Source organism: Pseudoxanthomonas mexicana (genome assembly GCF_010093385.1).
In the GTDB taxonomy this organism is placed as follows: domain Bacteria; phylum Pseudomonadota; class Gammaproteobacteria; order Xanthomonadales; family Xanthomonadaceae; genus Pseudoxanthomonas_A; species Pseudoxanthomonas_A mexicana.
Window position 1 is genome coordinate 1 of sequence record NZ_PDWV01000036.1, and the last position, 19,447, is coordinate 19,447.

Here is a 19,447-nt window from a genome sequence, read left to right on the forward strand (position 1 = left end):
TGCCGCCGGGCCTGGGCGTAGTCTCCGGGTGGGGCGGTGGCGGGTGGGCAGGCTGGGTGTCGGCGGTTGGCACGTCGTCCGCAGCCTTGCCGTCGTAGGTGGCTTCGGCCTCGATGCGGAGTTCCACCTCGTCGCCGATCACCGATTTCCAGGCCGTGATGCCGAAGTCGGCGCGGCTCAGCGTGGTGGTGGCCGAGAAGCCCACCGTGCGCCGGAACGGCGGCATCGGGTGACGCTTGGCGGCGTTGAGCATCGCATCGAGGACGACTTCGCGCGTCACGCCGCGCAGGGTCAGGTCGCCGTGCACGCGGGCGTGCGTGGCATCGACCGGTTCGACCCGCGTGGAGACGAAGCGCGCCTCGGGGTGGTCTTCCGCATCGAGCAGGGACTTCGCCAGCGTGGCCTTGTTCCAGTCGGCGTCGCCCAGGTCCACACGCGAGATCGGCACCCGCACGTCGACCTTCGCGCGGCTCCAGTCGTCAGGATCGAAGGTCAGGGTGCCGGTGCTTCCGGACACGGTGCCGAGCGCCTTGGAGAATCCCGCGTGCGAGATGGCGAACATCACGCGCGTGTGCACCGGGTCCAGGCGGTACTCCGCCAGCGTGTCGCGGGCACCGGCCACGGCGGGCAGCAGCGCCAGCAGGCAGCAGGCGCGCAGCAGCAGGTGGCGGAGGAAGGGGCCGGGCATGGGGTCGGATTCTAGGGTGACGGCCCCCGAAGATACCCCGCTTGCGCGTGCAACGGTCCGTTGCGACGATGCCGGAAGGGGTCACCAGGGAACGAGGGGCGGGCAGGAATGGCGAGGCGTGCGGGGTGGCTGTTGCTGGTGTGGCTGGTCTGCGCGTCCGTGCAGGCGACGGTGCCCGAGATCCCCCGCTTCCGCCTGCTGGGCGCCGGCGACGGCCTGCCGTCGACCACCATCCCGGCGCTCGCGCGCGACCGTTCCGGCTACCTGTGGATGGCCACCTGGGATGGCCTGGCACGCTACGACGGCGTGGGTTTCAAGGTGTGGCGGCACGATCCGGCCGATCCGGCTTCGCTACCCGGCAACGTGGTGCAGGCACTGCACATCGACGCCGCCGACCGCGTATGGGTGGGCACCGAGAATGGCGGCCTCAGCGTGATGGAGGCGGACCGTGGCGGATTCCGCCATTTCCGCCAGGCGGACCATCCGCAGATGGGCAGCGACGACGTGTTCGCCATCACCAGCCGCGGCAGCGACGTGTGGTTCGGCACGTTCGGCGGCGGACTGCACCGGCTGTCCGCGGATGGCCGCATCACGCGGTTCAGCGCATCGGCCGACAGCGTGGACGGCCTGCCTTCGGACAACGTGCTGTCGCTGGCCTTCGACGCCCGTGGCGTGCTGTGGATCGGCACCATGGACGGGCTTGCCCGCTACGACGGGCGTGACGTGCGCCGGTTCGCGTTGCCGCGCAGCCAGGACGCGATCATCTATTCGGTGACCGCGGACGGGAATGCGGTATGGGTCGGCGCGTCCGACGGCGTGCACCGGTGGTCGCCGGAGCAGCGGTGGGGGTCGCCGCCGTGGTCGCCGATGTTCGCCCGGCCCAATGCGTTGATCGCGATGGCCAGCGATGGCCAAGGCGAATACTGGCTCGCCAGTCAGGGCGGGTTGTGGCGCACCGATGGCGACCTGGCGCCTGCTCCGGTCAACTACGATGCGCAGAACGTGGGCATCGGCCGCGTCCTGCAGACCGTGCTGGCGCTGCCGGACGGAGGACTGTGGGTGCCGGTGCCGACCCGTGGGCTGGCCTACCTGCGTTCGGACTGGCGACGCATCGCCGCGTTCTCGCCGGCGCAGGGTCTGGGTGGCGGACTCTATCGCGGCATCTCGCAGGCCGGGGCCGACGGCGTCTGGATCGCCAGCAGCACCGGCAAGGTGGAACGGCTGGACACCCGCCGCGGCCACGTAACCCCGCTGCCGCACCATGCGGCCCTGCTGGGCGAACTGCGGCTCACCTCGGTCCTGCAGGACCGCCACGGCCAGCTGTGGATCGGCCACCGCAACGGCCTGATCCGCACCGATCCCCGCACCGGTGCGATGGTGCAGTGGACGCAACAGGGCGAGCACGCCGTGCCCGACGGCACCTCGATCGACTGGCTGGTGGAAGCGGCGGACGACACCCTGTGGCTGGTCACGCAGATGGGCAGCGTGCAGCAGCGCGACGCCCGCAGCGGGCACGTGCTGCGCACGATCGCCAAGGGCGATGAGGCGACGGGGCTGCCCGACATCGAGGGCATCGCGGTCGCGCCCGACGGCCGCCTCTGGCTGGGCGGCGCCGAAGGCATGCGCGTCTGGGACGCGGCCGCCGCGCGCTTCGTTCCGGTGCCCGCCATGGGCAGCGAGCGGGTGTACGCCTTCGCCTTCGAACACGCCGACCGTCTCTGGCTGCACCGCATGTCCGGCGTCGAGGCGTGGCGCCGCGATGCGGCCGGCTGGGTGCGCGAACGCCGGATCGGCGCCGACGAAGGATTGCCCGCCGTCGAGTCGACCGGGCTGGCCGTGGATCCGCAGCGCCGGGTGTGGCTGGGTACCCGGCGCGGACTGTTCCGCATCGATCCGAACCTGCGCGGATCCCGCGCGCTGTTGCGCAACTTCGGCGTGCGCGAAGGCCTGCTGAGCCAGGAACTGAACGACCGCGGCCTGCTGATGACGGCCGATGGTTTGCTGGCGACGACGGCGGCGGACGGATCGGTGGCGCTGCTCGACACCCACCTGCCGGACCCGAAGCCGGTGACGCCCAACCTGGTGGTGGACAGCCTGCAGGTGAGCCGTGGCGACAGCCTGGTGCACATGCGCGTGGACCAGCCGCTGCAGCTGCAGCCGGACGACCACGAGCTGCTGGTCGGCACGCGCCTGCTCAGCTACGAGAATCCGCTGGGCAACCGCTACCGGTCGTTGCTGGAAGGGTTCGATGGCGGATGGGTCGACCAGGGCGCGAGCGGCGAGCGCGTGTTTTCCGCGCTCACGCCCGGCCGCTACCGCCTGCGCATGCAGGCCTTCGATGCGGCCGGCAATGCCTCGCGCGAACAGGTCCTGCAGCTGCACGTGCTGCCGCCGTGGTGGCGCAGTCCGTGGGGCCTGCTGCTGTTCGCGGTGCTCGGCCTGCTGGCCCTGGCGATGGCCGGCGCCGCGTACCGCCGGCGCGTGCGCCGGCGCAGCGCCTGGCAGCTGGCCGTGCACAAGCGCGAAGTCGCCGAGCAGGCCTCATTGGCCAAGACCCGTTTCCTGGCCACGCTGGGCCATGAGATCCGCACGCCCATGACCGGCGTGCTGGGCATGACCGAACTGCTGCAGTCCACGCCGCTGGACGAGCGGCAGAAGGGTTATACCGACGCCATCCAGCGCGCCGGCACGCATCTGCTGCGCCTGGTCAACGATGCGCTGGACCTGGCCAAGATCGAAGCCGGCAAGCTGGAGCTGCAGCAGGTCGAGTTCGATCTTCATGCGCTGCTGGACGATGTCGCCGCGCTGATGGGGCCGGTGGCGGGCAAGCGTGGGCTGGCGTTCCATCACGGCATCGCCGCCGGGGTGCCGCGCCGGGTGCGCGGCGATCCGCTGCGGCTGCGGCAGATCCTGCTCAACCTGCTGGGCAATGCGATCAAGTTCACCGAGGCCGGCCATGTGTCGCTGCAGGCCGTGACGCTGGCGCCCGAGGGCGTGCGGCTGACCGTCGGCGACAGCGGGCCGGGCATCAATGCCGAACAGCAGGCGCGGCTGTTCCGTCGCTTCGAGCAGGCCGAGGGGGCGCAGACCACGGCGCGCTATGGCGGCAGTGGATTGGGCCTGGCGATCTGCCAGGAACTGGCGGTCGCCATGGGGGGGCGCATCGACGTGGACAGCGCGCCGGGCAAGGGCACGCGGTTCTCCGTCGACCTGCCCGCGCTGCGCGCCGTCCCCGACGCGCAGGTCGCGTTCACGAAGGAGGCGGCGCCCGTTGCGCCGGCCCGGGAGGTCGGCGCGCTCGATATCCTGCTGGTCGAGGACGACACGACTGTGGCGGACGTGGTGGCAGGCCTGCTGCGCGCGCGCGGTCACCGCGTCACCCACGCGCCGCATGGGCTCGCCGCCCTGACCGAGATCACGGCGACCACGTTCGACATCGCCTTCCTCGATCTCGACCTGCCCGGCCTGGACGGCATGGCGCTGGCGCAGCAGATGCGCCAGCGTGGCCTGGATACACCGCTGGTCGCCCTCACTGCGCGTACCGATGCCGAAGCCGAGCCGCGCGCACGTGCGGCCGGCTTCGACGATTTCGTCCGCAAGCCGGTCACCGGCGACATGCTGGCGGCGGTGATCGCATCGCACGAGCGTGGCGCGCGCGCGGCGGGGGACTGAACCGTGAGGGCCGCCATCCGCCGGATCGCCGTGATCGCTGCCGTGGCGTTGTCGGTGGTGTCCGCAGGCGCCCTGGCGGCCGAGGCGGACGCACCGCCCCCGTTGCTGGGGCACTACATCACCGATACCCGCGCGCTGTATCCGCTGCGCGTGGGCGACGGGGAGGCCGCGGGCGAGAAGCGCTACGAGCCGCAGGAACTGGGCGTGTCGGTCCGCTACCAGGACACCCGCCGCCCGGACCGCTGGATGGACCTGTACCTGTACCCGGCCGGGATGATGTTCGACCCCGTGTTCGAGCAGGTCTTCCGGCAGGGCGTGGACGAGATCGCGCAGATCGCGCGGGACCGGCAGGCGGGTGAAGTGCACGTGGGGCAGACGCGCGTGTTCGCCACGATGCCGGCCGCCGGTGCCGGCCTGTTGGGCGAACTGGCCGTGAAGGCGCGCTCGTTCGCGCTGGACATGCCGATGCACGATGCGCGCTACCGCTCCGCGCTGGCCATGACCGTGCGCGATCTCTACTTCATCAAGGTCCGCTACAGCGTGCAGGCCGACCGTGCCGCGGACGAGGATGTCCAGGCAGAGGCGGAAACCCTGTTGTCCGGCTTCGTCGCCAGCGTGCGCGTGCTGAACACCGGGTACTGCCGGCAGGTCCTGCAGGTGCGCGCCATCCCGCAGGGGCAGGCGCGGCCCGAGGCGCTGCTGGCCAGCACCAACGACGGCCGCGAAGACGAAATGGGGATCACCGACGACACGGTCTACCTGCGCGGTGAGGTCATCGCGCAACAGGCCCAGGCGGCTAGGCTGCGGGACGAGGCGCAGGCGATCCGCGACGTACTGCGTGGCCATTGCGGGGCGCCCGACGCGATGGAGATGGCCGTCCCCGACGGCATGCGCGAGATCCGGTTCGAGTACCGCTTGCCTCCGGAGGGCTCCGACGGCAGCGCGCCCCGCCTGCGCGGGCAGCGCACCGGCGTGGGGTGAACGGCGCGTCAGCGGAGGGCGCGGGCTTCGATCACCCCGAGCAGGGGGTCGTAGTAGAACCAGTCGCTGGCGTTGTCGGCGATCCAGCCGATGCGGGCGCGCGCCGCGGGCGGAACATGGCAGAGCACGGCATGGCCGTAGTCCTCGCCCGGGGCGGAAGGCGCGGGCGGCGTGTCCGCCAGCAGGTCCTGCAGCGAGCCGGGCTTGTCGCCCCAGGTCAGGCAGTCGGCCTCCGCGCTGCTTTCCAAGGGCCAGTCCATCCGCGACCAGAAGGCGTCGCGACCGCGTGCCTGCAGGCGATGGGCGTCGTGCGTCTCGCCTGTCGTGACCAGGGTGACGCGCCAGTGATGGCCGGCTTCCTCCACCTGCCAGACCACGTCGTCCGCCGACGCGCTCGCCGCGTGGCCGTAGTCACCGGCGAAGGCGGGCGGTTCGCCGGTACGTGCAATGCATGGCAGCGCACACAGGAACAGCAGAAGGCATCCACGCATCGGTTCAGTCCGCCCAGGCTTCGACATAGAGGGTTTGGCCGGCATCGTCCGGGTCGGCATGGATCCACTGGCCGGACGTGTCGCCGGTGGCCAGGTACAGGCCGTCGCCGGTATCCACCATGGTGCACGGCACCTGCGTTTCCCCGGCCAGCGCACGTGCCTGGCAGGCAGTTTCCAGGAAGCGGCGCAGGGGCTGTGCGGCCTGTTCGTACGGCGCATCGACCACGTACTGGTGGTCGCCCCAGCGGCTGGAATCCATCAGCCGTACTTCCAGTACCGGCAGTCCCGCCAGGTGCACCTGGTCCGCACGCAGCCGGGCGCGGGCGGTCACCGCCGTGAGCGCCTGCTGCGCGTCATCGGCCAGGGCTTCCTCGCAGTCCAGTTCCACCTGGGCCACCCGACTGGACCAGCCCGGGGGCAGTTCGTCCAGGCGGCGGGCACGGATGCGGTCGCAGCCCGGCATCGCGTCGCGGCTGCCGCCTGCGTGGTCGCCCGGCACCACCATCACCAGGGCGGGGAAGTCGCCGCCCGTCACCTGCAGGGGGCCGGGCGTACCGGCCTCGCCGGCATGCACGCGCGCACCGGCCACCAGCAGCATGCCGGCGACGGTGGGCACAAACGGATGGCGGCAGTCCATTGCGTCGCTCAGGGGAAGGGCGTGCGCTCAGCGTGCGCTGTAGGCGTGCACTTCGTCCACCAGCACGGCCACATGGTCGGGGTTCATGTCCGGCGACATGCCATGGCCCAGATTGAACACATGGCCCTCGCGCGAACCGCCATTGCCGTCGCGATAGCTGTCCAGGGCGCGGCGGACCTCGCGGCGGATCGCCTCGGGTGAGCCGTACAGCGTGGCCGGATCCAGGTTGCCCTGCAGCGCGACCCTGCCCTGCGTACGACGCGCGGCGTCGCCCAGCTCGACCAGCCAGTCCACGCCCACGCCTTCGGCACCGCTGGCCGCCAGGTCTTCCAGATAGGCGGCGGTGCCCTTGCCGAACAGGATCAGCGGGGTGCGCTCGGCCCCGTCACCGCGTTGCAGTTCCTGCGCGATGCGCTGCAGGTAGGGCAGGGAGAACTCGCGATACATCGCCGGGCTCAGCACGCCGCCCCAGGTGTCGAACACCTGCAGCGCCTGTGCGCCGGCCGCGCGCTGGGCGGCCAGGTAGGCGATCACGGCATCGGTGTTGACCGACAGCAGGCGGTGCAGCGCGGCAGGTTCGTTCAGCGCCATCGCCTTGATGCGGGCGAAGTCCTTGCTGCCGCCGCCTTCCACCATGTAGCAGGCCAGCGTCCACGGGCTGCCGGAAAAGCCGATCAGCGGCACCTTGCCGTCCAGTTCGCGCCGGATCACCCGCACCGCGTCCATCACGTAGCGCAGTTCGGTTTCCATGTCCGGCACGCCCAGCTTCGCCGCGTCGGCGGCGCTGCGCACGGTGCGCTCGAACTTCGGGCCCTCGCCTTCGACGAAGTACAGGCCCAGCCCCATCGCATCGGGGATGGTCAGGATGTCGGAGAACAGGATGGCGGCGTCCAGGTCGAAACGGCGCAGCGGCTGCAGCGTCACTTCACAGGCGACCTCCGGGTTCTTCGCCATGCCCAGGAAGCTGCCGGCTTCCTTGCGGGTGGCGCGGTACTCCGGCAGGTAACGACCGGCCTGGCGCATCAGCCATACCGGCGTGCAATCCACGGGTTCGCGGCGCAGGGCGCGCAGGAAGCGATCGTTCTTCAGGGCAGTCATCGGTTATCCGGGGGAAGGGTTACTTGGGCGCGTCCGCGCCGCGGGCGAACATCAGCTGGAATCCGCGCTTGAGGTGGCTGTCGCGGGCTTTCTCGAACGCGGCGTTCGCCTCGTCCTGCAGCAGATACTGCTCGCGCTTCAGCGTCGCACGGCCGCCGATCTGGCCGGTTTCGCGCAACAGCTCCCAGCCCCCGAACAGATCGGGCTGCAAGGTCAGCTGGACGTAGCGGGGCGCTTCGCCCGCGTCGGGGCGTTGCTGGAGGAAGACGCGCATGGCGGCATTTTAGCCGGACAGCACGGCCAGCACGCGGCTTTCGTCCACGTCGGGCACCCCCTCGGCCCGGCCCAGGCCGCGCCACAGCACCAGCCGCAGGCGACCGGCCAGGTTCTTCTTGTCCAGGCGCATGCGGGCCAGTAGGCGTTCGGGGGCCAGTCCGGCGGGAATGCGGGTAGGCAGGCCGTAGTCGCGCAGGGTCGCTTCCAGCCGGTCGGCGTCGCTGGACGGGGCCATGCCCAAGTCGGCCGACAGCCGCGCGGCCAGCACCATGCCCACTGCCACCGCCTCGCCATGGTTGAGGTTGTCGTTGCCCAGGCCGCCGTAGCCCTGCTCGGTCTCGATGGCATGGCCGAAGGTGTGGCCGAAGTTCAGCAGCGCGCGCTCGCCTTTCTCCAGCGGGTCGCGGGCCACGATTTCGGCCTTGTGCTCGCAACTGGCGGCGATGGCCAGCGCCAGCGCTTCGCCGGCCATCGCCAGCAGCGCGGCGCGCTCCTGTTCCAGCCCCTGGAAGAAGCGCGCATCGCGGATGGCGCCGTACTTGATCACTTCCGCCAGGCCGGCGCGCAGCTCGCGCGCCGGCAGCGTCGCCAGCGCATCGGTGTCGGCGAACACGGCGCGTGGCGGATGGAAGGCACCCACCAGATTCTTGCCTTGCGGGATATCGACCGCGGTCTTGCCGCCCACCGACGAATCGACCATCGACAGCAGCGTGGTGGGCACCTGCACGCAGTCCCCCCCGCGCATCCAGCAGGCGGCCGCGAATCCGGCCAGGTCGCCGACCACGCCGCCGCCCAGCGCCACCACGCAGGCGTCGCGGGTGGCGCCCAGGGTGGCGAGCGCCTCGATGGCATGGCCGAAGTGCGCCAGCGTCTTCGATTCCTCGCCCGCAGGCAGGATGAACGTGCCGATGGCCAGGTCCGGACGGGCGGTGTGCAGCGCTTCGCGTACCGTGCCGGCGTACAGCGGCGCGACGACCGAGTCGCTGACCAGCAGCACGTGCCGGCCGCGGACATGCCGCGCCAGCGCGTCGCCGTTGCCCAGCAGGCTAGGCCCGATGGCGATGGTGTAGGGAATCTCGCCGCCGACATCGACGGTGCGTGTGTGGTTCATGCGTTCTCTTCGATGGGCTGCCAGCGGTGCGCCAGCAGCTGGGTCAGGCGGGCCGTCGCTTCTGGCGGCGTCAGGCCGACGGTATCCAGGGTCAGGTCGGCCACCTCGCGGTACAGCGGTTCGCGCGTCAGCGCCATGTCGTGCAGTACCTGCTCGCGGTCGGCGCGCTGCAGCAGCGGGCGGTTGGTGCAGCGACCCAAGCGCTTGAGCTGCGCCTCCACGCTGACCTGCAGGTAGACCACATAGCCGCGCTGTTTCATCCACATCCGGTTCTCGGCATCCAGCACGGCGCCGCCGCCGGTGGACACCAGCTGGCCGTGGCCAGCGAGGAGGTCGTGCAGGACAGCCTTTTCGCGTTCGCGGAAGCCGGCTTCGCCCACGTGCTCGAACAGCGTGGCGATGCTGGCCCCGGTCCGCTCGACGATGGCCTGGTCCGCATCCACGAACGCCAGCCCGAAGCGCTCGGCCACGCGCCTGCCGATGGAGGTCTTGCCTGCGCCGGTGGGACCGACCAGGATCAGGTTGGGGGCCGGATTCATGATGGGCAGATGCTAGCACCGCACCGCGCGCGACGTGGCGTGGTCTTAACGCCGCGGAGACTACGGTGGCCGTCCGGCACTGGGCCGGCCACCGTGGAGGAACGCACCATGTCCGTCGCCAAGATCATCGAGGTCAACGCCGCGTCCAAGACCAGCATGGAAGACGCCGTGAAGGTCGGCCTGAAGAAGACCTCCGAGACCGTGAAGAACATCAAGGGCGCCTGGGTGAACGAGATCAAGGTCGTCACCGACGACGGCGGCAACGTCACCGAATGGCGCGTCAACCTGCGGATCAGCTTCGTGGTGGCGTGACGCGGGTGGCGCGCGCATCCTCTGTAGGAGCGACGTGAGTCGCGACCGCTGACCCGGTTAGCCCGGGAGATCCTCGACAGGCAACGCACGCGCGCAGCGCCGGGTTTTGCTGTTCGCACGGTCGTGTGGTCGCGACTCACGTCGCTCCTACAACGGCAACCGTGGCCTGCGCTGCGCGTCCAGCGCGACCACGCGTTCGGCCATCGCCGGCAGCGTCGCCAGCAGGCGCCGGCTGGTGCGTTCGTATTGCTGGATGAAGCGGTCCAGCTGCGCGCGGTCCATGCCGGTGCGCTGCGGGTCGCGGGCCAGCAGTGTCTGTTCCTGCTGCCAGCGCCAGGTCCGCACGATGTCGAAGCCGGGCGGCTGCAGGAACCACAGTGCATCGATGCGCGACCACAGCGCGGGATAGTCGCGACGCAGGGCGTCGTTGCAGTAGCGCCGCCAGCGGCCATCGGCGTCCTCGTCGCGTTCGAGCGCGTTGAGGGGAGTGGCCAGTGCCTTCTCGTCCTCGGGTGCCGCTTTCAGACACCAGCCCTCGAACAGCACCAGGTCTACGCGGCCCACGATGTGCGTCCAGGCGTCTTCGCGCGTGCGATCGTCCGCGAGCTTGTCGAAGCGCGGCAGCACCACGTCCTCGCCTTCCCGCAGCGCATCCAGCACCTCGCAGCCGAGTGGCACATCGTGGGTGCCGGGCGGTCCGCGGGTGGCCAGCAGCGAATGCACGTCCAACGCCAGCCGCTGCCGCTGTGCGCGCGTCAGGTACAGGTCGTCCAGCGACAGCACCGCCACGCGCAGGCCTTCGCTGCGTGCGCGGGCCGCCACCTGCGCCGCCAGCGTCGACTTGCCGCTGCCCTGCAGGCCGGCGATCGCGAACACGGGCGTGGGTGCCGGCAACGCGCGTGCGGCCGCCAGCGCTTCGGCGACCAGCCGGTCGGGGAAGCCGTCGGGATGCGGGGATGTCGCCATCGCGCGACAATAGCGCATGCCCGGCACGCGGGCGCCAACCCCCAACCGCCATGACCGACCTGTACGCCGAAGCCCTGTCCACCTTCACCACGCTGTTCGGCGAAGCCAAGGCCGCGGGCACCGAAGTCGAACCCAACGCGATGATGGTGGCCACCGCGACGCCGGATGGACGGCCTTCCGCCCGCACGGTGCTGCTGAAGGCCTTCGACGCGGCGGGCTTCGTCTTCTACACCCACACGCACAGCCAGAAGGGGCGCGAACTGCACGACAATCCGCGCGCCGCCCTGCTGTTCCTGTGGCGCAGCCTGCGCGAGGCCGGCATCCAGGTGCGGGTGGAGGGCGCGGTGACGCCGGTCAGCGATGCCGAAGCGGATGCGTATTTCGCCTCCCGTCCGCGCCAGAGCCAGCTGGGTGCCTGGGCTTCCATGCAGTCCGAGACGCTGGATTCGCGCGAGGCGTTCGACACGCGCATGGCCGAAGTGGAAACGCGCTTCGCCGACCGCGAGGTGCCGCGGCCCGAAGGCTGGAGCGGCTACCGCGTGGCGCCCGACGCCATCGAGTTCTGGTATGGCGCACAGTTCCGCCTGCACGAGCGCTGGCGCTACGAGTGCGACGCCGCCGGCGTGTGGAGCAAGCGGATGCTGTTTCCTTGACCGTGCGTATCCGGGTGGCGACCGCGGCCGACATCGAGGCCTGGTCCGCCATGCGCGCCGAACTCTGGCCCGAGGCTGATCCCGGTGACCTGCGGGCCGAGGCCCTGGCGTGGGACGCAACCGCGGGCGTCGCGCTGCTGGCGTTCGACGGCGCCGGCCGGCCGGTCGGCATGGCCGAAGCAACGCTGCGGCACGATTACGTCAACGGGACCGAATCCTCGCCGGTCGGCTTCCTCGAGGCCTGGTACGTCGATGCGGCCTGTCGTGGCCGTGGCATTGGTCGCGCGCTCATCGCCGCCGTCGAAACGTGGACGCGGGAACAGGGCTGCACGGAACTCGCTTCCGATGCGTTGATCGACAACGCCGCCAGCCATGCTGCGCACGCGGCCTGCGGCTTCGAGGAGACCGAGCGCGTGGTCTACTTCCGCAAACCGCTGCAGGCCTGAGTCATGGGGCCGCGCCGCATCGTCTGCCTGACCGAAGAACCGACCGAGACGCTGTATGCGCTGGGCGAACAGGACCGCATCGTCGGCATCAGCGGCTTCACCGTCAGGCCGCCGCAGGCGCGCAAGGAGAAGCCGAAGGTCAGCGCGTTCACCAGCGCGAAGATCGGCGAGATCCTGAAGCTGCAGCCCGACCTGGCCATCGGCTTTTCCGACATCCAGGCCGACATCGCGGCCGAACTGGTGCGGCGTGGCGTGGAGGTCTGGATCAGCAATCACCGCAGCGTGGACGGCATCGTAGACTACGTGCGGCGGCTGGGCGCGCTGGTGGGTGCTGCGGCGCGTGCCAATGCGTACGCCGACACGCTCGAGCGCGGACTGGACGCTATCCGTGCGCAGGCGGCATTGCTGCCGCGCAGGCCGACGGTCTACTTCGAAGAGTGGGACGAGCCGCAGATCACCGGCATCCGCTGGGTGTCGGAGCTGATCGGCATCGCCGGCGGCGACGACGTGTTCCCCGAGATGGCGCGCGAGCCGCTGGCCAGGCACCGCATCCTCGCCGATGGCAGCGACGTGGTGAGGCGCTCACCCGACATCATCCTGGGCTCATGGTGCGGCAAGAAATTCTGCCCCGACCGCGTGGCGGCGCGCCCCGGCTGGGAGGCGATCCCCGCCGTGCGCGACGGCGAACTGCACGAGATCAAGTCCCCGTTGATCCTGCAACCCGGACCGGCGGCGCTGACCGACGGCGTGCGGGCGATCGCGGCGATCATCCGGCGGTGGTCGGGGCGTCACGGGTGATGCTGGCTTCCCTGTAGGAGCGACGTCAGTCGCGACCGTGGAAATGATGTAACCCTATCCCCCCATCGGGCCAGCCTGCCGTGGTAGCCGCGTCCGCCATCGGACTCCATGGTCGGGACGGCGTGCGGTCGCGACTGACGTCGCTCCTACAGAGGTCGAGACGCCTCAGAAATTCCGCTGGAACGTCACCGTCTCCGTGCGACCGCCTGCGGTCACCACCACCTCGAAGCGATAGGAATTGCGCGGCGAGACGCGGGCGGTACCGATCAGGTCGGTATATCCCCCGGCTTCGACTTTGCGCAGTTCGATCGCCTGGCGCGTGCCGGAGAGATCGTGCGCGGTCACGCTGACCTCGCCATCCGCATCGATTTCCTCGGCGCCCTTGACCTCGCGCAGGGCGACCAGCACCAGTGCGGTACCGGCGTCGCGCTGTACGCCGTACTGCTTCGCGACGGCGTCGCTCAGCGCCAGCGAGGGCAGGGCGTTGTAGCGTACGCGCAGGGTGCCGAAGTCGGTCTCGGCCGGTGCGGGCGGCACGAATTCCGCCGTGCGGGGCGCCTGGCCGCCGGAGCAGGCGGCCAGCAGCGCCAGCAGAACCAGGGCGGGCGGGACAAGGAAGCGCTTCATGGAAGGAACTCGTTGAGGATGCGGCGTTGTACGGTGTGCGGGGCAGATGCGATGCGGATCAGTCGTTCGCTGCCGACAGTTCGCCGCCGCGCACGGTGGCCGCATGCACGGCCCGGGCGACCAGCGTTTCGAAGCCGCCGGCCTGGAAGGTCTCGATGGCCGCCTGGGTGGTGCCGTTGGGCGAGGTCACGCGGCGACGCAGTTCCGCCGGGGTTTCCCCGCTTTCGGTCAGCATGCGTGCCGCGCCCAATACGGTCTGCAGCACCAGCGTGCGCGCGGCCTCGGCCGACAGGCCTTCGGCCACCGCCGCGGCTTCCATCGCTTCGGCCAACAGGAACACATAGGCCGGGCCGCTGCCGGAGACACCGGTGACGGCATCCATCTTCGCTTCGGCATCGATCCATACGGTCGGGCCCGCGGCGGAGAGCAGCAGTTCCGCGCGCTCGCGGCCTGCCGCATCGACCTCATCGCTCGCATGCAGGCCGGTGACGCCCGCGCCGAGCAGGGCAGGCGTGTTGGGCATGCTGCGCACCACTGGCACGCCACCGCCCAGCCAGCGCTGCATCTGCGCCACCGTGATGCCGGCGGCGATGGACACGACCAGCGGGCGCTGTGCCTGCGCCATCGATGCCAGCGATTCGCATACCGTGCGCATGACCTGCGGCTTCACCGCGAACAGCCAGGTGTCCGCGCCGTAGGCCGCTTCGCCGGCCTCGGTGAAGACCTGTACCCCGAAGTCGGCCGCCAGCGCGGCACGCAGCGGCTCGTTGGGCTCCGCCACGCGGATGCGCGAAGGATCGGCGCCGCGCTTGATCAGGCCGCCGATCAGGCTGCGCGCCATGTTGCCGCCGCCGATGAAGGCCAAGGGATGCGTCAGCACGCGCGACGTGGAAGGGGTCATGGCGTCAGGCCTCGGGAAAGTGGGAAGGAGTCAGGCGGTCCGCGCCGGGCGCGCACCGAACAGGGCGGTGCCGATGCGGACCATCGTGGCCCCGTGCGCGACGGCGAGCGCGTAGTCCTCGCTCATGCCCATCGACAGGGTATCCACGCCGGGATGCTTCGCCGCCAGCTGGTCCTGCAATGCCTGCATGCGGCGGAAGGCGTCGATGCGCCGGGTGGTGTCGGGGTGGGGTGCGGGAATCGCCATCAGTCCACGCAACCGCAGGCGCGGTTCGGCCGCGATCGCCTCGGCCAGGCCGGCCACCTCGTCCGGCCGGCAGCCGTGCTTGCTGGCTTCGTCATCGATGTTCACCTGCACCAGCACGTTGAGCGGCGCGCGGTCCGCGGGCCGATAGCGTGACAGAGCGCCGATCAATTTGTGACGGTCTACCGTCTGCACCCAGTCGAACAGGTGCGCCGCGAGTTCGGCCTTGTTCGACTGCAGGTGGCCGATGAGGTGCCATTCCAGGTCCATCCCGGCCAGTTCGCCGATCTTCGCCTGGGCCTCCTGCACGTAGTTTTCGCCGAAGGCACGCTGTCCGGCACGCGCCAGTTCGGCCACGGCCGAGGCCGGCTGCAGCTTGGACACGGCCAGCAGCGCGGGCGTTGGCCGATGTGCCGCTTTCGCTGCGTTTTCAAGGTGTTGCAGGGTCTCGCTGAGGGTGTCGGCGAGCATGTTCATCCAACCATTGGCGGGAACGGCGAGGGCGCTATACTGCCCTCCGGGGAATCAACGTTCCAGTTCGCAGCAACTTGGGGAAGCAGCGTCATGGATATCGCCGAACTTCTGGCGTTCTCAGTAAAGAACAAGGCCTCGGACCTCCACCTCTCGGCCGGCCTGCCGCCGATGATCCGCGTGGACGGCGACGTGCGCCGCATCAACATCCCGGCGCTGGACCACAAGCAGGTGCACGCGCTGGTGTACGACATCATGTCGGACAAGCAGCGGCGCGACTTCGAGGAGTTCCTCGAGGTCGACTTCTCGTTCGAGATCCCGTCGCTGGCGCGCTTCCGCGTCAACGCGTTCAACCAGAACCGCGGCGCCGGCGCCGTCTTCCGTACCATTCCGTCGGAAGTGCTGACCCTGGAAGACCTGGGCTGCCCGCCGCTGTTCCGCGAACTGATCCAGCAGCCGCAGGGCCTGATCCTGGTCACCGGTCCGACCGGTTCGGGCAAGTCGACCACGTTGGCGGCGATGATCGACCACATCAACAAGAACGAGTACGGGCACATCCTCAGCGTCGAGGACCCGATCGAGTTCGTGCACACCTCGCAGAAGTGCCTGATCAACCAGCGCGAAGTGCACCGCGACACGCACGGCTTCAACGAGGCGCTGCGTTCGGCGCTGCGCGAAGATCCCGACTACATCCTGGTCGGCGAATTGCGCGACCTGGAAACCATCCGCCTGGCGCTGACCGCCGCGGAAACCGGCCATCTGGTGTTCGCCACCCTGCACACCAGTTCGGCGGCCAAGACCATCGACCGCGTGATCGACGTGTTCCCCGCCGGCGAGAAGCCGATGGTGCGCTCGATGCTGTCCGAATCGCTGCGCGCGGTGATCTCGCAGGCGCTGCTGAAGAAGATCGGCGGCGGCCGTACCGCGGCGTGGGAAATCATGGTGGGCACCCCCGCCATCCGCAACCTGATTCGCGAGGACAAGGTGGCGCAGATGTACTCGGCCATCCAGACCGGCCAGCAGAGCGGCATGATGACCCTGGACCAGCACCTGCAGGACCTGGTGAAGCGCGCGCTGATCACCCGCCAGCAGGCCAAGGAATACGCGAAGGACAAGCGTCTCTTCGAGTGATCGAAGAGGCGCGGGAATCGGCAGCAGAGAATCGGGAATAGTTCAACGCTGGGAGACGGAAGGGCTGGAACGGATCGGCAGCACGATTCCCCATTCCCCATTCCCTATTCCCCGCTCCACAGGAGCCACCCATGAGCACCATCGACTTCACCTCCTTCCTCAAGCTGATGGCGCACCAGAAGGCGTCGGACCTGTTCATCACCTCCGGCATGCCGCCGTCCATCAAGGTGCACGGCAAGATTTCGCCGATCACGCAGACGCCGCTGACGGCGCAGCAGTCGCGCGACCTGGTGCTGAACGTGATGACGCCCTCGCAGCGCGAGGAGTTCGAAAAGACCCACGAATGCAACTTCGCCATCGGCGTGGCCGGCGTGGGCCGCTTCCGCGTGAGCTGCTTCTACCAGCGCAACCAGGTGGGCATGGTGCTGCGCCGCATCGAGACGCGCATCCCGACGATCGAAGAGCTGAACCTGCCGCCGGTCATCAAGACGCTGGCCATGACCAAGCGCGGCATCATCATCTTCGTGGGCGCGACCGGTACCGGCAAGTCCACCTCGCTGGCGGCGATGATCGGCTACCGCAACCAGAACTCGACCGGCCACATCATCACCATCGAAGACCCCATCGAGTTCGTGCACAAGCACGAGGGCTGCATCATCACCCAGCGTGAAGTGGGCATCGACACCGACAGCTGGGATGCGGCGCTGAAGAACACGCTGCGCCAGGCGCCGGACGTGATCATGATCGGCGAGGTGCGCACCCGCGAGGGCATGGACCACGCCATCGCCTTCGCCGAAACCGGCCACCTGGTGCTGTGCACGCTGCACGCCAACAACGCCAACCAGGCGATGGACCGCATCATCAACTTCTTCCCGGAGGACCGCCGCACCCAGCTGTTGATGGACCTGTCGCTCAACCTGAAGGGCGTGGTGGCGCAGCAGCTGATCCCCACGCCGGACGGGAAGGGGCGCCGCGTGGCGATGGAGATCATGCTGGGCACGCCGCTGGTGCAGGACTACATCCGCGACGGCGAGATCCACAAGCTGAAGGAAGTGATGAAGGAGTCCACCAACCTGGGCATGAAGACCTTCGACCAGAGCCTGTTCGAGCTGTACCAGGCCGGCGAGATCAGCTACGAGGACGCGTTGCGCTACGCCGACTCGCAGAACGAAGTGCGCCTGCGCATCAAGCTGGCCCAGGGCGGCGACGCCCGCACGCTGGCGCAGGGCCTGGATGGCGTGGAGATCGCGGAAGTCCGCTGACCCTCACGCGACGCGTCACACGGAAAGGGGCGGGCGACCGCCCCTTTCTCGTGGGTGGATGGCGGTCAGGCGGGGTGGCATGATGGACGTTGCAGCGTTGCCGTGGAAATTTTCATCGATGGCGAACCTTTCTGGTGCGCTGCCGACGCTTTTTTCCTTGTCATGGCACAAAAGAGCATCGGCTTCGAAGAAATTCTCTTCGTCATGGCACAGAAGAGCAGCGCCATCGATGAAAATTTCACCGTCATGGCACATCCATGCTTCGACGTCGAAGAAATTTTCTTTGTCATGGCACTCCAGAGCGACGGCAACGCACCCAATAGGTTCGCCATCGGAGAAATTTTCTTCGTCATCAAACGAAAATGCCTTGATGGCGAAGTTCTTTTCTTCGTCATCTCACCTGAGGGCATCGCTGGCGCGTCGGAAGAACGTGCCAGCGGGCAAGATGTCCTTGTCATGACGCATGGAAATCTTGCGACGGCGGAGGCACCCCCCATCCCCGAGCCTGCGGACCGGGCCGGAGACAACGCGTACCGCGAGGGGAGGCTCCACGACCTCCGGCACCTGGAAGTGTTGACTTCCGGCACCTCACGGAAGGGCGGGCAGCTCCGAAGATGTGCGTGAACCGACACGGTGTCGGCGCCTCCCGGACCCTTGCCCCATGACGCAGATCCTCACTCACACGCCCCTCTGGGTCTTCGGCCTGTTCTTCGGTCTGGTCTACCTGGGTTACCTGCAGAGCAGGACGCGCCAGGTCTCGCGCGGCCGCCTCATCGTGCTGCCACTCGCCATGCTGGCCTGGTCGCTGTACTCGGTCTGGTCGACGTTCGACGCCCACCTCACCGCGTTGGCCGCCTGGGCCTGCGCATGGGTCGCCGTGGTGGTCATCGGCCTGGCGTGGGTGCCGTCGCGTCGTGTTGCCTACGACGCGTCGACGGCGCAGTTCACGGTGCCCGGCAGCTGGATGCCGCTGGCGCTGATGATGGGCATCTTCTTCTTCCGGTACGCGGTGGCCGTGATCCATGCCACTAACCCGGACGTATTCGGGACGACGACCGCAGTCGTTGTGGTCGCCGGTACGTACGGGCTCTTCAGCGGAATGTTCATGGCCCGCGCGCTGCGGGTGCTGGCGGTGATGAAGTCGCAGCGGCTGGTGGAGCGGAACGCCTGAGGGCGAACGGGTCGGCGTGAGTCGGCGACCCCCAGCCTGTTAACCTACAACGGGCATCGTCGACGCTCATGAATCTATTGCGGGTACTACGAGTGGAAAATCTTGCATAGTTTCTGGAGCCGATCGCTGACATGTTCATTATTGATGCGCTCTTCCGCAGCTTCTACTTCTTGACGTCCAAGACTGATGTAGAAGGGGAGCCGAACGTATTTTCAGCCTGGATGCTGATGTCGGGCGTCCAAGTCATCAATCTTATGACGCTGAATTTTTTGGTCATGTACCTTGACGAGGCGCCTCTGTTTGAAGGGAAAGTTAGCCATCTGGTGGTCGGGGCTATCGTCTTTGTCGCCAATGCTCTGTATGTTTTCTTGCAAGGTGAGCGTGCCTGTGAAGGTGGCCAAGGTAGAAGCCCAGTTCTGGCAGCTTGGTACGCAGGGTCGTCGTTTCTAGCAATGATCGTTGTTATGGTGTTGCTGATATTCCAAGCTGCGGATTAGGCCAGGGCCATAGAGTGACGCGAGCCTGCGAATCCTTACGTCCCGTTCGCGGACGGCATGCGACGTTGGGGTTCACTTCGTTCACCCCAACCTATGCAGATAGCGAACGCTTGAAGCCGCTTAACCCTTCATCGTCCCCGTCTCCAACCACCGCTGGTGCCATGACAGCGCCTCCGGCAGCAGGTGCGAAGCGTGCTTGCCGTAGCTGTGATGCAGGGCACGGTCGAAGTATTCCTGCAACGCGTCGCGATAGTCGGGATGGACACAGTTGGCGATCAGCGTGCGCGCGCGCTGCTTGGGCGTCAGGCCGCGCAGGTCGGCCAGGCCCTGTTCGGTGACGATCACCGACACGTCGTGCTCGGTATGGTCCACATGGCTGACCATGGGCACCAGCGCCGAGATGCTGCCGCCCTTGGCGGTGCTGGGGCTGGAACACAGACATGAAGCCGTGGCAGGCTGCTCCGCGGAACGCCTGA

Annotated in this window: 22 protein-coding genes and 1 pseudogene; 11 read left to right on the plus strand and 12 right to left on the minus strand. The window is 68.6% G+C overall.

The window, feature by feature from the left end; all coding sequences use genetic code 11:
- Positions 1 to 688 (minus strand): YceI family protein (locus tag CSC76_RS13010; protein ID WP_162110427.1); only part of this gene is annotated, 688 nt, incomplete at its 3' end.
- Positions 689 to 796: 108 nt separating this feature from the next.
- On the opposite strand from CSC76_RS13010, the gene CSC76_RS13015 reads away from it, so the two are divergent.
- Both CSC76_RS13015 and CSC76_RS13020 read left to right on the plus strand, forming a co-directional pair.
- Positions 797 to 4,360 carry a hybrid sensor histidine kinase/response regulator gene (locus CSC76_RS13015; protein WP_162110428.1) on the plus strand — a complete coding sequence of 1,188 codons (3,564 nt, stop codon included), beginning with the start codon at positions 797 to 799 and terminating at the stop codon, positions 4,358 to 4,360.
- A 3-nt stretch (positions 4,361 to 4,363) separates the two neighbouring features.
- Complete coding sequence (locus CSC76_RS13020; RefSeq protein WP_162110429.1) at positions 4,364 to 5,341, plus strand: hypothetical protein; 978 nt, start codon at positions 4,364 to 4,366, stop codon at positions 5,339 to 5,341.
- 8 nt (positions 5,342 to 5,349) lie between these two features.
- Here the strand turns inward: CSC76_RS13020 and CSC76_RS13025 are convergent, their stop codons facing one another.
- The 6 genes from CSC76_RS13025 to CSC76_RS13050 are packed head-to-tail and all read right to left on the minus strand — an operon-like array spanning position 5,350 to position 9,493.
- The gene (locus CSC76_RS13025; RefSeq protein ID WP_162110430.1) at positions 5,350 to 5,832 is read right to left on the minus strand and encodes a hypothetical protein; all 483 of its coding nucleotides are present in this window, start codon (positions 5,830 to 5,832) and stop codon (positions 5,350 to 5,352) included.
- Positions 5,833 to 5,836: 4 nt separating this feature from the next.
- The gene (locus tag CSC76_RS13030; protein WP_162110431.1) at positions 5,837 to 6,469 is read right to left on the minus strand and encodes a hypothetical protein; all 633 of its coding nucleotides are present in this window, start codon (positions 6,467 to 6,469) and stop codon (positions 5,837 to 5,839) included.
- A 27-nt stretch (positions 6,470 to 6,496) separates the two neighbouring features.
- The gene (hemE, locus tag CSC76_RS13035) at positions 6,497 to 7,567 is read right to left on the minus strand and encodes a uroporphyrinogen decarboxylase (RefSeq protein ID WP_162110432.1); all 1,071 of its coding nucleotides are present in this window, start codon (positions 7,565 to 7,567) and stop codon (positions 6,497 to 6,499) included.
- A 19-nt stretch (positions 7,568 to 7,586) separates the two neighbouring features.
- On the minus strand, positions 7,587 to 7,841 hold the full coding sequence (locus CSC76_RS13040) for a WGR domain-containing protein (RefSeq protein WP_093300856.1): 255 nt from the start codon (positions 7,839 to 7,841) through the stop codon (positions 7,587 to 7,589).
- Positions 7,842 to 7,850: 9 nt separating this feature from the next.
- On the minus strand, positions 7,851 to 8,954 hold the full coding sequence (gene aroB, locus CSC76_RS13045; protein WP_162110433.1) for a 3-dehydroquinate synthase: 1,104 nt from the start codon (positions 8,952 to 8,954) through the stop codon (positions 7,851 to 7,853).
- The gene (locus CSC76_RS13050; protein ID WP_162110434.1) at positions 8,951 to 9,493 is read right to left on the minus strand and encodes a shikimate kinase; all 543 of its coding nucleotides are present in this window, start codon (positions 9,491 to 9,493) and stop codon (positions 8,951 to 8,953) included. The genes aroB and CSC76_RS13050 overlap by 4 nt, the downstream gene beginning before the upstream one ends.
- 108 nt (positions 9,494 to 9,601) lie before the next feature.
- Between CSC76_RS13050 and CSC76_RS13055 the strand changes: the two genes are divergently transcribed.
- Positions 9,602 to 9,805 carry a dodecin family protein gene (locus tag CSC76_RS13055; RefSeq protein ID WP_162110435.1) on the plus strand — a complete coding sequence of 68 codons (204 nt, stop codon included), beginning with the start codon at positions 9,602 to 9,604 and terminating at the stop codon, positions 9,803 to 9,805.
- Between the two features lie 147 nt (positions 9,806 to 9,952).
- Here the strand turns inward: CSC76_RS13055 and CSC76_RS13060 are convergent, their stop codons facing one another.
- On the minus strand, positions 9,953 to 10,789 hold the full coding sequence (locus tag CSC76_RS13060; RefSeq protein WP_238394971.1) for a kinase: 837 nt from the start codon (positions 10,787 to 10,789) through the stop codon (positions 9,953 to 9,955).
- A 32-nt stretch (positions 10,790 to 10,821) separates the two neighbouring features.
- Between CSC76_RS13060 and pdxH the strand changes: the two genes are divergently transcribed.
- The 3 genes from pdxH to CSC76_RS13075 are packed head-to-tail and all read left to right on the plus strand — an operon-like array spanning position 10,822 to position 12,668.
- Positions 10,822 to 11,424 carry a pyridoxamine 5'-phosphate oxidase gene (pdxH, locus tag CSC76_RS13065; RefSeq protein WP_162110436.1) on the plus strand — a complete coding sequence of 201 codons (603 nt, stop codon included), beginning with the start codon at positions 10,822 to 10,824 and terminating at the stop codon, positions 11,422 to 11,424.
- The gene (gene aac(6'), locus CSC76_RS13070; protein ID WP_338014956.1) at positions 11,421 to 11,870 is read left to right on the plus strand and encodes an aminoglycoside 6'-N-acetyltransferase; all 450 of its coding nucleotides are present in this window, start codon (positions 11,421 to 11,423) and stop codon (positions 11,868 to 11,870) included. Before pdxH ends, aac(6') begins: the two co-directional genes overlap by 4 nt.
- Positions 11,871 to 11,873: 3 nt before the next feature.
- Entirely contained in the window at positions 11,874 to 12,668 is a 795-nt protein-coding gene (locus CSC76_RS13075; protein WP_162110437.1) for an ABC transporter substrate-binding protein, read from the plus strand.
- A gap of 165 nt (positions 12,669 to 12,833) precedes the next feature.
- On the opposite strand, the gene CSC76_RS13080 is transcribed toward CSC76_RS13075, so the two are convergent.
- Genes CSC76_RS13080 through CSC76_RS13090 form a run of 3 tightly spaced genes read right to left on the minus strand, consistent with a single transcriptional unit; the run spans position 12,834 to position 14,910 of the window.
- Positions 12,834 to 13,295, minus strand: a complete 462-nt coding sequence (locus CSC76_RS13080; RefSeq protein ID WP_162110438.1) for a DUF4426 domain-containing protein — start codon at positions 13,293 to 13,295, stop codon at positions 12,834 to 12,836.
- Between the two features lie 58 nt (positions 13,296 to 13,353).
- Entirely contained in the window at positions 13,354 to 14,196 is an 843-nt protein-coding gene (proC, locus tag CSC76_RS13085) for a pyrroline-5-carboxylate reductase (RefSeq protein WP_162110439.1), read from the minus strand.
- A 30-nt stretch (positions 14,197 to 14,226) separates the two neighbouring features.
- A complete protein-coding gene (locus CSC76_RS13090) occupies positions 14,227 to 14,910 on the minus strand; it encodes a YggS family pyridoxal phosphate-dependent enzyme (protein ID WP_162110468.1) in 684 nt (227 codons plus the stop codon).
- Between the two features lie 93 nt (positions 14,911 to 15,003).
- Between CSC76_RS13090 and CSC76_RS13095 the strand changes: the two genes are divergently transcribed.
- From CSC76_RS13095 to CSC76_RS13115, 5 genes are all read left to right on the plus strand, one after another.
- Positions 15,004 to 16,041: a type IV pilus twitching motility protein PilT gene (locus CSC76_RS13095; protein ID WP_093490243.1), complete on the plus strand. Its 1,038-nt coding sequence runs from the start codon at positions 15,004 to 15,006 to the stop codon at positions 16,039 to 16,041.
- Positions 16,042 to 16,172: 131 nt separating this feature from the next.
- Positions 16,173 to 17,303, plus strand: coding sequence for a PilT/PilU family type 4a pilus ATPase (locus CSC76_RS13100; protein ID WP_162110440.1), 1,131 nt, complete (start codon positions 16,173 to 16,175; stop codon positions 17,301 to 17,303).
- Positions 17,304 to 17,405: 102 nt separating this feature from the next.
- Positions 17,406 to 17,927, plus strand: coding sequence for a hypothetical protein (locus CSC76_RS13105; RefSeq protein WP_162110441.1), 522 nt, complete (start codon positions 17,406 to 17,408; stop codon positions 17,925 to 17,927).
- Positions 17,928 to 17,964: 37 nt separating this feature from the next.
- Positions 17,965 to 18,474 carry a DUF6622 family protein gene (locus tag CSC76_RS13110; protein WP_162110442.1) on the plus strand — a complete coding sequence of 170 codons (510 nt, stop codon included), beginning with the start codon at positions 17,965 to 17,967 and terminating at the stop codon, positions 18,472 to 18,474.
- A 131-nt stretch (positions 18,475 to 18,605) separates the two neighbouring features.
- Complete coding sequence (locus CSC76_RS13115) at positions 18,606 to 18,971, plus strand: hypothetical protein (protein ID WP_162110443.1); 366 nt, start codon at positions 18,606 to 18,608, stop codon at positions 18,969 to 18,971.
- Between the two features lie 120 nt (positions 18,972 to 19,091).
- Here the strand turns inward: CSC76_RS13115 and CSC76_RS19340 are convergent.
- Positions 19,092 to 19,428: pseudogene (locus CSC76_RS19340) on the minus strand (acetyl-CoA hydrolase/transferase C-terminal domain-containing protein); the annotation flags it as partial.
- Between the last annotated feature and the right edge of the window lie 19 nt (positions 19,429 to 19,447).